Below are 14,426 nucleotides of genomic sequence, written 5' to 3' on the forward strand. Positions count from 1 at the left end.
TCGTCAGAGAAATAAAAAAGCCGAAGCATCTGCTTCGGCTCTACTCACTTTTCTATTCGGTTCTCTTTTCCCGAAATTATTCAATGAACTCACTATATTTTTCTAGAACATCTTCTTTTAACGCAATCCCTGAATTTTTGCTCAGTGATTTTTCACTTTTTGCTGATTTTGAATCTAAATTAAATTTTCCTAAATCATTGTTAATTACACTGTATTGTCCATGTCCATTATCATTCAAGAAAATAATGTACTTCTCACCTTGTTCCATTTCTTTATATTCATCAATCGTGATTTTTTTCGTTCCATCTAACTCGATCATACCAACAGGTTCTATTATGGAAAGTGTTTCAGATTCTTCTAAATCAAAGTCATTCGGAGATTTAATAATTTTATCTATCTCAATCTCTGTTAACGTATAAAAGTCTTGCAAACTACCATCTTCATAATAACTGGTCTTATGTTCTCGATCTGAAAAGTCAGAGGTTGGAGTCCCTATCAGAATTAAATCTGCTTCATCCAACTCCTCGGCACTTTCATATGTCATATAAAGTGCTTCTAAAGAGATTGTTTCCATTGGCTCATTCTTTTTGGAAAAGGTGCTGAAAGCTGCGCACACAAAAACGATGGCAGTCAACATGATTCCAATTGCTATTTTCATATACAATCGATTCATTTTCAGATTCATCCAAAAACCTCTCCTTTGACTTTATATTATTTCTCTTTTCTATTGTCCCCATTTATTCTTTAATTCTGTCTTATCATAGGAGCTCGGTCCTCTACTTTGTATCCCTTGTTTCATAACAGAAGTTACGTTGCCAACAGGATGTGCCAATTTCAGACTGTGTCCAATTTCGTGTGTAGCATTCGAAATTCTTTCAGCTTCGCTCATATTAAACGCGTCCATATTGTTGTGAAATATATGAACTTTGGTAGAGCTCCAATTACTATTAATAGTTGCCATCCGAGTACCATTATACGGGTCCATCCTTCCTAGCAACCCTTGAACACTCGTTTCTCCTACATAGTATTTATCTGAATTCTCATGCGTCCGTGAAACAAAGCTAACCTTTGATGAAATGCCTTCCCAATTACGAATGGCTTGGTTATAAACATTCTCGTAGTCATAGGAGTAGTTGTATACGGAGGAATCAAACTCATATACCGTAGTCCCTCCCCATGTTTTTCCTCCCTGCCAGTAATCAGCAAGTGCAGACTGAATAGGAACAATCAATAAGAGCGTTGCAATACCTAAGCTAGTAAATTTTCTCTTCATGACTCACACCTCTTTTTCCTTTTTTTGGAATTTATACCAATTGTATGAATATTTCTGCAAGTTGTAAATACTATATTTTCGGAGAAGATAATTTACACCCAAAATCAAATCGTCCGCCGAATTGGATAGAATCGGAGGTAAATTCATGGTACAAAAGAAAATTCTACTACTCCTTGCACTGCTCTTCCTCTCAGGGTGCAATGAAAAACCGGTCGAAAACATCACCTTGCAAGCCGTTGTTCAAGCATTTGATTCGAACACACTGCCTTTGACGAAATCCGAAAACGCAGATTACTTTGTCCTGAACGGTCAATCCCCTGAAAAATATGCAGTGAACGGAAATCCCCTGTACATTTATGTGTTTGCATCAGAAGAAGATGCCAAAAAGGGATTGGAAGATTTCTTAAACCAAACGGAAAAATTGAACATGGTTATACCGCAAATATTTGCGGCAAAAAACGTTTTGATATTTTATCTTAGCTCCGAGACGAGAACAGATTCCTTTTCAGAAAGGGACGAAAAAATCTTGTCTATCGTCAATTCCATCTCGGTTAAAGAATAGCCGTTCGTGGGTCTTCTCGTTCCAACGCAAAAAGCCGAAGCATCGCTTCGGCTCTTTTTGATCCTCTTCCATTCTCCTCTTTCATTACCAAGCTGCTATACAACTATCCGTACGCATATCAGTACCACCACTCAGCACACCATTTTCATCACGCCAAATGATTTGACCGCGCCCGAAGTAATTGCCGAGCTGCGCCCACTTGATGGTATGGCCCCTGCGCTCCAAGGCTTGTGCCAAATGCTCCGGGAAATGACGCTCCAACTCCACCGTTTTGCCTTCCATCCACTGCCAGCGTGGTGCATCGAGCGAAGCTTGCGGATTGAGGTGGAAGTCGATCGTGTTCATGACCACCTGTACGTGTCCTTGTGGCTGCATAAAGCCTCCCATTACGCCGAATGGCCCCACTGCTTTTCCATCCTTCGTCAAGAAGCCCGGGATAATGGTGTGGAACGTTCTTTTGCCTGGCTCCAAGCAATTGTCATGAGCAGGGTCCAGCGAGAAGTTATGACCGCGGTTTTGCATGGCAATCCCCGTCCCCGGCACAACGACCCCAGAACCAAAGCCCATGTAATTGCTTTGGATAAAGGACACCATGTTGCCCTCACCGTCAGCAGTCGCCAAATAGACCGTGCCGCTCGTTTTCGGCTGACCAGGCTCTGGCGTCAAGGCTTCATGACCAATCAGTGCACGGCGAGTGGCAGCGTATTCTTCTGACAACAATGCTTCCTTAGAAACTTTCATTTTGCTCTCTTCTGTGATGTATTTCAATCCATCGACAAATGCCAGCTTCATCGCTTCGATTTGCTTGTGATACGTTTCCGTAATGTCTTTTGCGTCAAAATCAAAGCCCTTCAGAATGTTCAATGCCATCAGACCGATCATTCCTTGCCCGTTCGGCGGGATCTCCCACACATCATAGCCACGGTAGTTGACACTGATCGGCTTCACCCATTCCGGCTCATAAGCAGCCAGGTCTTCTTTGCGCAAGTAGCCGTCACACTCCCGGGAAAACGCGTCAATCTGGTCTGCCAGCTCTCCGCGATAGAAGCTCTCTGCATTTGTTTCCGCGATTTGACGCAGCGTCTCAGCATGACCCGGCGACTTCCAGATGTCGCCCGCTTTTGGCACCTTGCCATCTGGCGTAAAGGTGGAGAACCAATGTGCGAACTCTTCTCCTTTGCATAGCTGGGAAAACTTTTTGTGTGCGGCATTCCAATAATGCGCCAATGTTGGTGATACCGGATAGCCATTCTCCGCATAATCAATCGCTGGCTGCAAAACCTCTGTCAGTGGAAGACGTCCAAAACGCTTGGACAAGGCGGCCCACGCAGCAGGTGCGCCTGGTACCGTGACAGGTGTCCAGCCGTAGGTCGGCATTTCTTCCAGACCTTTTGCTTTTAATGCCTCAATGGAGATTCCTTGTGGAGCAGGCCCGCTTGCATTCAGTCCATGCAGCTCGTCTTTGATCCACACGAGGGCAAATGCGTCTCCCCCGATGCCGTTCGAGGTCGGTTCTACTACAGTTAGGCACGCAGCCGTTGCAATCGCCGCATCCACCGCATTTCCGCCCTTTTTCAATATATCGAGACCTGCTTGTGCCGCCAGGGGCTGCGAGGTCGCCACCATGCCGTTCTTGGCAAAAGTCGTCACACGCTTCGATGGGTATGGGTATTCCATTGCGTCATAGTTAACCATGATTTATGCCTCCTTAAGTAGTTCTTTGTTAGCCAATATGAAAACCTATGAGAGTCCTTTTGGTTTGAGTCAACATAGTGGAGGAGAAGAAAAAGCACAGTTCTCTTCGACTCTGACACGCCAGCAGGGGGGAATTACTGTCCGTCTCCACTTCAAAAAGGGGACCGTCGAGCCAAAGCCACCCTACGGGCGGAAGTTTCTCAGGGAAGAGGTGTTCGACAACCTTGCTCCCCTTTTTGAAGTTCCGACTGGGTAGGCGTTGTCAAGGTCTACGAGCCCTGTGCTTTTTCTTCCTACCAGCTTACGTAAACTTTCCTAGCCGATGAAAACAAACCCGTAAGCCATCGCTCCCAAAATGACAAAAGCGGGATGGACCTTCCATGTTTCGAGCAGAAGGTAGGATGCCACTGTCAAAATCCCTGTTTGCATCCAGCCGATTCCCTCGACTGCGCCCATCAGGAATTGATACGTCATCGTTCCAAGCAAAACAGTAACGACTGGCCGTACCGATTGGGTCATCGCTTTTACCTGTGGAGCACTGCGAAATAAATTAATAAAGCCCATCAATAAGACCATCGCAATCGCTGTTGGAGCAACCGTTGCCAATAACGCGACTACTGCACCCGGTACACCCGCTACCTGATAGCCAATGTACCCAGCGAGCTTGGTCGCGATTGGGCTGGGCAGCGCATTTCCTACCGCCAGCACTTCTCCGAATTCCTGTACAGTCATCCACTGGTAATGGTCAACCACTTCATTTTGGATCAACGGGATGCTCGGTGGTCCTCCCCCGTACCCCAAAATGTTGGAGATGAAAAAGGCCCAAAATAATTGCAGGTAAATCATGCTACTCCCTCCTTGCCATCCTTGTTCTTGCGCTTGCGGACAGACCAAGTAGAGTAGGCAAATGAAACGGCCAGCGCAATTCCTACTACGATGCCCGGATGCCAATCAAGGAAGAGCAACGCTACGAGTGAGAGGGCGAGTGAAAGGCTCACACCTGCTTTGCTGGACGCTCCCTTCCAGCCCTTTGAAAGGAATTCCCATGTAAGGACGCCTGTCATGACTGCGATTACGGGACCGATTGCCTGGATCATGCCGTATACACCCGGCGCATCCTTCCATTGATAAATGACTTGCAGCAAACCGATCATCACAAGCACGATTGGCATCACTACTGCGATGTTTGCCACCAATGCACCCTTCCAGCCTTTTACCCGATAGCCGATAAATGCGGCCAGCTTGGTCGCAATTGGTCCTGGAAGAGCGTTGCCGAGCGCCAGATTGTCGGAAAAGTCCTCATCTGTCACCCATTTGTATTTTTTCACGCATTCGGTGTAAAAGAGAGGAACCATCGTAGGTCCTCCCCCAAACCCGAATATTCCGATGCGGAAAAAGGCGAGAAATAATTGCCAGTAAATCATAGCTGTACCTCCATCCTTGCCAAGCTAGCGGATAAGTTCGCCCGATTGCACCAAAAGACAGGATACCAGTTGGCCCTTGCCGATGTCTGACAGACTGGGCACCTGCGTCTTGCAAGTCTCTGTCGCATATGGACAACGCGGATGAAAAGTGCAGCCGCTCGGTGGATTTGCTGGACTCGGCAAATCGCCTGTCAACAAGATCCGTTCGCGCTTTTGCCGTGGTTTCGCTACTGGAACAGCCGAGAGCAGCGCCCGTGTATACGGATGACTCGGATTCTCAAATAGCGTCCGCTTGTCAGCAATTTCTACGATCCGTCCCAAATACATCACCGCGATCCGGTCGCACAAGTGCTTCACGACCGACAAATCATGCGAAATGAACATCAGGGTCAGATTGAATTCTTTTTTCAAATCCTTCAACAAATTGAGTACCTGTGATTGAATCGACACGTCCAATGCAGATACGGGCTCATCGGCAATGATCAGCTTTGGTTTTACGACCAGTGCGCGGGCGATTCCGATCCGCTGTCTCTGCCCACCGGAAAAATCGTGTGGGTGGCGGTTCAGATGTTCTTTTCGCAAGCCAACGACCTGAATAATCTCTTCGATGACTTTTTCCCGCTCTGCCTTTGTCCCGATGTTGTGCACCATCAGCGACTCCATCAAAATCTGCTTAATCGTCATCCGCGGATTCAACGAAGCGTACGGGTCCTGAAAAATCATTTGCAGGTTCCGCCGCATGACGCGCATTTCTTCTTTGGGGAGTTTCGCTAAATCTTTGCCATCAAACCAGACTTCTCCTGCTGTCGGCTCCAAGAGGCGTAGAATCGTTCGGCCTGTCGTAGACTTGCCGCAGCCCGATTCTCCTACAATCCCAAGCGTTTCACCCGGATACACGGTCAGATCAATACCATCGACTGCTTTTACATGTCCCGTTGTCCGCTTCAAAAATCCACCCTTGATGGGAAAATGCTGTTGCAGCCCTTTTACTTCTAAGAGAGGTGTCGTCATGCCTGTTCTCCCTCCTTCGCGTACAGCCAGCAGCGACATTTTTGATTGTCCAGTTGCAAGAGTTCAGGGGGCTTTTCGTGACAAATCGCTATCGCTTGCGAACAGCGCGGGGCAAAACGGCAGCCCACTGGCATTTGATACGGCAGGGGAACTGCTCCTGGAATGGTTTCCAGATATTCGCGCTCTTCGTCCAGCTCCGGAATCGAGTTCATCAGACCGATCGTATACGGATGCTTCGGACTGTCAAACAGCGTATCGACATCTGTCTCCTCTACGACTTGCCCTGCATACATGACGATCACGCGGTCACACATCTCGGCTACTACACCCAAATCATGCGTAATCAGCATGATGGAAGTTCCTGTCTTTTCTTTTAAATCGCGCATCAAATCGAGAATTTGCGCCTGAATCGTCACATCCAGTGCCGTTGTCGGCTCGTCTGCAATAATCAGCTTCGGATCGCAGGACATCGCCATCGCGATCATTACACGCTGGCGCATCCCTCCTGATAGCTGATGCGGAAACTCTCCGTAAATCTCTTCTGCACGAGGCATTCCGACTGCTTTTAGCATCGCAATCGCCCGTTCCTTTGCCTCTGCCTTCGTTACCTTGCGATGCAGCATGACTGCTTCCTCAATTTGTTTGCCTACAGTATGCAGCGGATTGAGGGATGTCATTGGCTCTTGAAAAATCATCGCGATTTCGTTACCGCGTACACCTTGCATTTCTTTTTCCGACAGCGCAAGCACGTTCTTCCCATTGAAGCGAATCGATCCTTCCGTGCTTCCGTTGGGCGGCAGCAAGCGCATGATCGACAGGCTGGTTACACTCTTCCCACAGCCGGATTCGCCCACGACGCCAAGCGTTTCACCAGCACGGATAAAGAAGTCGACGCCGTCCACGACACTGACGACACCGCTGTCCGTGCGAAAACGGGTTCTTAGCTGTTCCACTTCCAAGATGGTCGTCATCTGCTCCACTCCTTTTCTCCCGTGTAGGGCATTCATTATTTACGTGCGCGTGGGTCCAGAACTTGCTGTAGACCATCCCCCAACAAGTTGAAGCCCAGCACGACTAAGAAGATGGCAATCCCCGGATAAAATGTCGCATAGGGCGCGACGGACATAAGTGTTTGTGCTTGGTTTAGCATGCTTCCCCAGGAGGGAGTCGGCGGCTGTACACCCAATCCGAGATAGGACAAGGATGCTTCTGCGATAATCCCGGATGCCATTGCCAACGTCGCTTGAATCACAATGGGGTTCATGGCGTTCGGCAAAATGTGGCGGAAAATAATGCGCGCATCCTTTACCCCAACCGAACGTGCTGCTTGAATATACTCCATATTTCGAAGCGAAAGAACTTGACCGCGTGTAATCCGTATAAAAGCAGGGGCAAAACCAATCCCAATCGCTAGCATGGCATTCCCGAAGCCTGAACCGAGCACCGCCGAAATCGCCAGAGCCAAAATGAGAAACGGAAAGGCTTGCATTGCATCGACGCTCCGCATGACGATCCACTCATCCCAAAAGCCGCGGTAGTAACCGGACAACAGTCCAATCGGCACCCCTATCAGCATTGCAATACCGACTGAGATCAGCGCTGCCTGAATGGAAATGCGCGCCCCGTAAACAACACGGGAGAAAATATCCCGACCGAGATCATCGGTCCCAAACAAATGCTCACCATCTGGCGCTATCAAAATTTTGTTATAGTCTTGTGCATTGGGGTCGAAGGGTGCGATCAGCGGCGCGAAAATCGCCACGAAGATCAATCCGAGGATAATCACCGCTCCGATGACGCCCAAGCCATTCCGGAGAAATTTGCCCACGGTTTTCATCACTCACCTGCTCCTTTCCCAGCCTTGATGCGCGGATCAATGACAGCGTACAAAATGTCGACAATCAGGTTCACCAAGACAACGAGAACCGCAGAAACAAGAATGGCTCCTTGAACCGTTACATAATCACGTTTGAAGACAGATTCCACAATCAGACGGCCAAAGCCAGGAATCGAAAAAATCGACTCGGTAATCACCAGACCACCTAACAAGCCTGCGATCATCAAACCCGAGGTCGTTACCACGGGAACCATCGCATTTCTCAGCGCATGCCCCAGAATCGTGCGAGCCTCATTCAATCCCTTCGCTTTCGCTGTCCGAATAAAGTCCATGCTCACAACATCGAGCAAAGAAGAACGTAGCATTCGCATCAATACGGCAGATTCCCGCAAGCCTGTTGCCAAACAGGGCAGGATCATAGCCATCAGGTTTTGTGTAGGATTCTCGGAAAAAGGTACATAACCGGATGAAGGCAGCCATTGGTTTTCCACGGCAAAGAAAATAATCATCATCATCGCCAGCCAGAAGCTGGGGATACTCATACCGCCTAGCGCAGTAAAGGTACTTGTATAGTCAATCCAGGTCCCGCGTCGCACTGCCGCGAGAATTCCCGCAGGAAACGCAATCAGAATCGCTACCAAGAACGTTCCGATCGTCAATTCCACGGTAGCTGGTAGTCTTTGCATAATTAAGTCTGCGACCGGCACACGGTCCGTAATCGATATTCCCAAATCACCCGTTACCACTTTTCCTAGCCAGGAAAAATATTGCACCACGATCGGCTGATCCAACCCCAGCTCGGTTCGCAATGCCGCATAGGCTTCCGGTGTCGCTTCCTCTCCTAAAATGACCCGGGCAGGATCGCCCGGGATCATATGAATCAAAGAGAATGTCATAATCGACACCAGCAGGAGAATCGGGATTGTCAGCAATAGACGCCTGACTATGAACATCATGACAATTCCTCCTTGCTCTTGCTGTTATAGTGTTGCGCTACCTATTGCTTGTCCAAATTGGCTGTACGGATCAAACCATCTGGAACATAAGTAAAGCCAGTTACTTTCTTGTTCATGCCGAGCAGTACATATTGGTGGTACATATAGGCATAGCCCGCTTCGTCTTGCAGCAATGTAGCAGCTTCGTCATACAGCGCCTTGCGTTTTGCTTCGTCCAGCTCACCACGTGCTTTGATAACCAGTTCATCCAGCTGTGGAATGGAAATACGGCCATCGTTGTTGGATGTATCTGTTACGACGAAGTCATGGAAGTTTTGGTCAGGGTCCTGACGTCCAGACCAGCCCAATTGCATCGCTTCAAATTCACCTTTATCGCCCGTTTCGATCAATTGTCCATATTCCAATTTTTCCAATGTCACATTGATGTTGTGCTGTTTCAGCATGTTTTGCAGTACCGCACCCAGTTGCTCATTCTCTGGAGAAGTAGAGATGTACAGCTTAAAATTAAATCCGTTTGGTTGACCGCCCTTCGCGAGCAAATCCTTGATTTCCGCTGCATCTGGCGGCTTCGGTGTGTTCAGTGCTTCATTGTAAGCCAGACTGCCTTTTGTAAATGCTGTACGAGCCGGTGCCGCATAGCCGTTAAACAGCACTTTTACCAGAGCATCACGGTCAATGGCACGATCCACAGCCTGACGGAGGTACTTGTTGTCAAACGGCGGGCGGGAGTTGTTCAAGTAAAGCCCTTGGTAACCCATTCCGGATTCCGCAACCAATTGCAGGTTCGCATCGCCTTTGATTGCAGGAATTTCTTTTACAGGTGTATCATCGATGATATCCAGCATGCCGGAGCGCAGGTTTTGCACCTTCGCTGTTCCGTTCGTAAATACTTTGTAGTTCACTTCATCGATCTTCACTTGACCATTCCAGTAGTTTTCATTTTTCTTCAGTGTCACGTGATCGCCTTTTACTTGTTCAACAAATACGTATGGGCCTGTACCAACCGGATGATTGAGGTATTGATCGCCATGTTCCTTCACTGCTTTTGGCGATACCATAATGCCCGAACGGTCTGTTAAGACGGACAGGAATGGAGCGAAAGGCTCTTTCATCTGGATTTTTATGGTATTCTTGTCCACTACGGCAACGGAATCTACGAATTTCAATTCGCCTTTCCGACGAGACTTCTCATCGTTCATGTTACGCTCGAAGTTGAATTTCACTGCCTCAGCGTCAAACTCGGTGCCATCGTGGAATTTCACACCCTGTTTCAGCTTCAATGTATAGGTCTTGCCGTCTGGCGTTACTTCATACGATTCCGCCAGCATTGGCACTATTTTTCCTTCTGAGTCGATATCAAACAACTTGTCATAGAGGCTCGCGTATACTTGACGGTCGTACAGCGATGTCGAGGTGTTTGGGTCCATTGACGGCGGATCTGCCTTTAACCCAATATTCAGTACTTTTTTCCCGGAGGCTGGCGATGTTGTTGCGGCTTTGCCGTTATCTGTACTCGCACTATTTCCTCCTCCACAGCCTGTTACCAATAAAACTGTCCCCAGAACAGCACCGAGCATTGCTTTGCTCACTTTGGTCGAAAACATAGGATGACCCCTTTTCTCTCGTTTTTTCTCCGGTTTCTTCCCAGAATCGTTCGGCATTCATAATCCCAGCGGATTTTCGCCCGATGGCATTCCCCCTTCCAAGGTCACCCATGCCTAACGGATAAAGTTATACTTGGACTTCAGTATTTTCAATTCGTTAATCACATTCGTTTTAGAGATGCCAGGAATCTTGTGCAGCTTTTTGAGTAAAAATTGCGATAATTCTTCGTAACTTGTTACGAGCACCTGTGTGAAAAGCTGATATTCACCAGAAGTGAGTACGATGAGCCTAATCTCAACGGTGTCCGTTAATGCAGCAACCACATCGTCCAGCTTTTCCGCATCCACAGCCACTTGAATCATCGCCTGTACGTGAAACCCTGCCTTGACTGGATTGACAATACCGACCAGACTCAGGGCACCTTCGTCCTGCAATTGCTGGACGCGCATGCGGATCGTCTTTTCCGTGACCCCAAGATCCTTTGCAATCTGAGTAAACGGCAAGCGCGCATTTCCTTGCAAAGCTCGAATGATCCCGTAGTCGATGTCATCTAAATCAGGATAAAGTGATCTACGAAAAGTCTCTTCCATACAAACACACCTTTATTCGTCTTTTTTCAACAATATTCAACCTTGTTACGGCTCAATTACGGAAAATATGGTCGAATTTCATAATGATTGTTGTTACTATAATACGATTATCGACATAGCGCAATACTTTATCTGAAAATTTCATTTTGAAAGCATTTTCATTTTATTTTTTCCTTTCTACCTATTCTTACTATAAATAAAACGAAAAAAAAGAGCCTACTCCGCTAGGAGAGGCTCTCTATTAATATTCGATACGGTCCGGAGATTGAGACCATGCTTGAAATGGACTCTGTCTATTCGCAAGATTGATTCTCTGAAAAGGAATGCTGCGTTCCTCATGAGGGAGAACGATCTGCTCATAAATAAACCGATCGTCAAAACCAACATGCGCCGCATCTTCCTTCGTGCAAGCGTAATAGACATTGCGCGGTCTGGCCCAATAGATGGCTCCCAGACACATCGGACATGGCTCACAGCTCGTATACAAGTCACAATCGTTTAACTGAAAAGTTTGGAGATGACGACATGCTTCTCGAATCGCTTGGATTTCGGCGTGTGCCGTAGGGTCATTGCTCGTCGTCACTTCATTGCGTCCTCGTCCAATTACGTGTCCGTCCTTCACGACAATAGCTCCAAACGGTCCGCCTATTTTCTCACGTACATTTTCAAACGCAATCTGAACGGCTTGACCCATCCATGCCTCCCGTTCCATCCGCTAGCCCCCTCGCATCCTTCTCCTTTTATCCTATGTCCCTGCTTATCTGGACATGCTGGAAAAGTCACTAACGGTTCATCGATTGCTTTAAATGGAACAAGTAACGGTTTCGAATGATCCAGAAATACACACCTTGAACAATGACAAAGCTGCACAATACAATCGCAGTCGGTTTAACCACAGACGCGACAAGAATGAGCTTCAACAAGCTTTGCAGGGAGACGAACGCCACCATACTGTGAATAATGGCCACCACAATCGGCACGAAGAACAACAGGGCAACCTGGGTCGTCACGATACGCGTCAGCTCCGCATCCGTGAGTCCGATCTTGGAAAGCGAACCATAGTGCCGTTTGTCGTATTCCAGGTCAGTATACAGACGGAAATAGAGAAAGCTAGCAGCCGCTACAAAGAACAACACGCCCACAAACAACCCGATAAAGAGTCCCATGTTCGCCATTTGTTTCATGGAGTGGTAGTATGGCGCACGAGCTGAAAACGAGTAATTATCTTCGAAATGACTAATATCTTCCTGAAGCTTGAGACTAAGATCCTGCGTTTCCTTCCATCTTGGCACCTCGTACACAAAGCGCTCTTCTTCCTTCATTTTCGGAAGCTGGTCAAACACCTGATTCGGTACGACAACCAATCGCTCAAATTCAATCCCTCTGATCAATGGAGTCATATTCGTATCTGTTTTGACTGCGAGCTGTGCCTTCCCCACTTGCAGCGTTTTGCTCGCTACCGAATCACCAATCCAATTGAGCAGTACGAAGGCCTCTTTATTCGTCATTTCGAGTACAGTCGAATTGGACGCTACCGCCAGCCGGTTATAGTCAGACAGCCTGACTACTCCAACCCTTTCCTCCTGAACCAGTTCTGGCAAAACTCTCATAGCCACTTGATATTTTTCGAAAGAAAAGCCACTTTGCTGCAAGCTCGTTTCGATTAACGACAGATGTTTCGCTCTCTCCTCATCGCTTTGTTTGGACTGGTATTCAAACGCAAATGGATGTGTTTTCATCACCGTAATCTGAATCGACCCAGCCAACGCTGCCAGCGTGCCAATCGCACAAAAAGCAACGGTAGAGACGATGCTGACCAAAAAGAACATCCGTGCATTATCCTTCATCCGATAGGCCAAATCAGAGAGCGTCAGGAGATTCGTACCTTTCCAATAGAAAACGCGACGCTTCTTCAGAAAATCGATGAAGATGACGCTCAGCTGAGTAAACAACAGGTACGTTCCGACAGTCGTCAGCGCAATGACCGGAAGCATCAGCACGAGCACATTCACGCCGTCAGCCGTGAGGGCTAAGGCATAGCTCATTCCCAACAAAGCTACTGCGACCAGAGACAACACTAACGATGCCCTCGGCTCACGCTTAGACCGACCGCTCCCTTGCAACAGATCCAACAGACTGCGGCTTCGCAGCACGAGGACGGTAAACAGCGAAATGGCTGCGTACAAGATGAGAAACGCCACCACTGTCAAACCGATCGCTTTCCACGGGAAGTAAAACCCAAGTGCTTTTACATCCAGCAAAAATCCGGCAAATTGGAAAAACAGCTTGGCGAGAACCAAACCGAGCCCAATCCCGATAGCAATCGAGACAATGCCAATCAGCATGTTTTCCATAAAAATCAGTGTATTCCGCTGCAACGGTGTCATGCCCTGGATAAAAAGGATGCCGAACTCCTTCTCCCTCTTTTTCAGAAAAGCACCGACACAATAAAAGAGAAAAAAGAAAGAAAACAGAAAAATGACGTACTCAGCCGCCATCATTCCAGTGGCTACGGACTCATGAATCTCCTGTCCGATAATTTCCGGATGAAAAATGAACATCGCATAGACGAAAAAGATTAAGACAGAAAAAACGCTACTCATAAAAAACGCAGCGTACATCCGTTTATTTCGTACAACGTTATTACACGCGAATTGTCGAAAGGTCATAAGTGTTCCCTCCCAAAAACGACAACGAGTCAATAATTTTCTGGAAGAATACCTGTCGACTCTCACCGCGATACATCTCGTTATGGAGCTGTCCGTCTTTAATAAAAATCACCCGATGGCAATAGCTGGCCGCCAAAGCATCATGCGTCACCATCATCATGGTGGTATTGTCTCTCTTATTGATCGCTTCCAGTGTCTCCATCACATTGCGCGAAGACTTGGAATCAAGATTTCCTGTCGGCTCGTCAGCGAGCAAAAGCGATGGAGAATGAATGATCGCTCTGGCAATGGCCGTCCGTTGGCGTTGCCCCCCAGACACCTCGAAGGTCCGCTTTTCCAAAATGTCCTGAATCCCTAGCTTCTCTGCAACACTTTGCAGCTTTTCTTCCATGACCGATACTTTCTCATTGTCCAGCGTCAGCGGCAACACGATATTTTCCCCAATCGTCAACGTGTCCAAGAGATTGAAATCTTGAAACACAAAACCGAGCTCACGGCGACGAAACAGAGCGAGTTTATCTTTTTTTAAATGATGCGGATTCGTACCGTTCAAAAGAACCGCACCAGAGGTTGGTGTATCAATAGTGGAGATCATGTTTAATAGCGTAGTCTTGCCACTGCCTGAGGGGCCCATAATACCGACGAATTCACCCTTGCGGATCGAAAAATCGATATCGGTCAGCGCGCGGTAGGTCACCTTGCCCCCGTATATTTTACTCAAGCTATTTACAGCAAGCATTTCCATGCGCCATTCCCCTTTCTTGCACTTCCAAATTCAACTATACGGAAGTGCGCATAGTCCAG

General features: G+C 47.6%; 15 protein-coding genes. 1 reads left to right on the forward strand and 14 read right to left on the reverse strand.

Annotated features, from left to right (window positions below; translation table 11 throughout):
* Positions 1 to 76: 76 nt before the first annotated feature.
* Both HPY28_RS13760 and HPY28_RS13765 read right to left on the reverse strand, forming a co-directional pair.
* Positions 77 to 685 (reverse strand): hypothetical protein, encoded by a 609-nt coding sequence (locus HPY28_RS13760; protein ID WP_173622561.1) that lies wholly within the window; start codon positions 683 to 685, stop codon positions 77 to 79.
* A gap of 39 nt (positions 686 to 724) precedes the next feature.
* Positions 725 to 1,273 carry a hypothetical protein gene (locus HPY28_RS13765; RefSeq protein WP_017249666.1) on the reverse strand — a complete coding sequence of 183 codons (549 nt, stop codon included), beginning with the start codon at positions 1,271 to 1,273 and terminating at the stop codon, positions 725 to 727.
* Between the two features lie 145 nt (positions 1,274 to 1,418).
* On the opposite strand from HPY28_RS13765, the gene HPY28_RS13770 reads away from it, so the two are divergent.
* Entirely contained in the window at positions 1,419 to 1,835 is a 417-nt protein-coding gene (locus HPY28_RS13770; RefSeq protein ID WP_017249664.1) for a hypothetical protein, read from the forward strand.
* A gap of 84 nt (positions 1,836 to 1,919) precedes the next feature.
* On the opposite strand, the gene ggt is transcribed toward HPY28_RS13770, so the two are convergent.
* The 12 genes from ggt to HPY28_RS13830 all read right to left on the reverse strand — a co-directional run bounded on the left by ggt (position 1,920) and on the right by HPY28_RS13830 (position 14,367).
* Positions 1,920 to 3,530 (reverse strand): gamma-glutamyltransferase, encoded by a 1,611-nt coding sequence (ggt, locus tag HPY28_RS13775; RefSeq protein WP_174230752.1) that lies wholly within the window; start codon positions 3,528 to 3,530, stop codon positions 1,920 to 1,922.
* A 315-nt stretch (positions 3,531 to 3,845) separates the two neighbouring features.
* On the reverse strand, positions 3,846 to 4,376 hold the full coding sequence (locus HPY28_RS13780; RefSeq protein ID WP_017249659.1) for a chromate transporter: 531 nt from the start codon (positions 4,374 to 4,376) through the stop codon (positions 3,846 to 3,848).
* Complete coding sequence (locus HPY28_RS13785) at positions 4,373 to 4,954, reverse strand: chromate transporter (protein WP_017249658.1); 582 nt, start codon at positions 4,952 to 4,954, stop codon at positions 4,373 to 4,375. Before HPY28_RS13785 ends, HPY28_RS13780 begins: the two co-directional genes overlap by 4 nt.
* A gap of 24 nt (positions 4,955 to 4,978) precedes the next feature.
* Positions 4,979 to 5,965, reverse strand: a complete 987-nt coding sequence (locus HPY28_RS13790) for an ABC transporter ATP-binding protein (protein ID WP_174230753.1) — start codon at positions 5,963 to 5,965, stop codon at positions 4,979 to 4,981.
* Positions 5,962 to 6,936 carry an ABC transporter ATP-binding protein gene (locus tag HPY28_RS13795; protein WP_026043173.1) on the reverse strand — a complete coding sequence of 325 codons (975 nt, stop codon included), beginning with the start codon at positions 6,934 to 6,936 and terminating at the stop codon, positions 5,962 to 5,964. Before HPY28_RS13795 ends, HPY28_RS13790 begins: the two co-directional genes overlap by 4 nt.
* Positions 6,937 to 6,971: 35 nt before the next feature.
* Complete coding sequence (locus HPY28_RS13800) at positions 6,972 to 7,802, reverse strand: ABC transporter permease (protein WP_017249657.1); 831 nt, start codon at positions 7,800 to 7,802, stop codon at positions 6,972 to 6,974.
* Positions 7,802 to 8,758, reverse strand: a complete 957-nt coding sequence (locus tag HPY28_RS13805) for an ABC transporter permease (protein ID WP_017249656.1) — start codon at positions 8,756 to 8,758, stop codon at positions 7,802 to 7,804. The genes HPY28_RS13800 and HPY28_RS13805 overlap by 1 nt, the downstream gene beginning before the upstream one ends.
* A gap of 41 nt (positions 8,759 to 8,799) precedes the next feature.
* On the reverse strand, positions 8,800 to 10,362 hold the full coding sequence (locus HPY28_RS13810) for an ABC transporter substrate-binding protein (protein WP_174230754.1): 1,563 nt from the start codon (positions 10,360 to 10,362) through the stop codon (positions 8,800 to 8,802).
* Between the two features lie 114 nt (positions 10,363 to 10,476).
* A complete protein-coding gene (locus tag HPY28_RS13815) occupies positions 10,477 to 10,953 on the reverse strand; it encodes an Lrp/AsnC family transcriptional regulator (RefSeq protein ID WP_017249654.1) in 477 nt (158 codons plus the stop codon).
* Positions 10,954 to 11,194: 241 nt separating this feature from the next.
* The gene (locus HPY28_RS13820) at positions 11,195 to 11,665 is read right to left on the reverse strand and encodes a nucleoside deaminase (RefSeq protein ID WP_017249653.1); all 471 of its coding nucleotides are present in this window, start codon (positions 11,663 to 11,665) and stop codon (positions 11,195 to 11,197) included.
* 70 nt (positions 11,666 to 11,735) lie between these two features.
* A complete protein-coding gene (locus HPY28_RS13825; RefSeq protein ID WP_017249652.1) occupies positions 11,736 to 13,622 on the reverse strand; it encodes an ABC transporter permease in 1,887 nt (628 codons plus the stop codon).
* A complete protein-coding gene (locus tag HPY28_RS13830; protein ID WP_007729857.1) occupies positions 13,597 to 14,367 on the reverse strand; it encodes an ABC transporter ATP-binding protein in 771 nt (256 codons plus the stop codon). The genes HPY28_RS13825 and HPY28_RS13830 overlap by 26 nt, the downstream gene beginning before the upstream one ends.
* Positions 14,368 to 14,426: the final 59 nt, after the last annotated feature.

The sequence above is a fragment of the Brevibacillus sp. HB1.2 genome, assembly GCF_013332495.1.
Taxonomy (GTDB): domain Bacteria; phylum Bacillota; class Bacilli; order Brevibacillales; family Brevibacillaceae; genus Brevibacillus; species Brevibacillus porteri.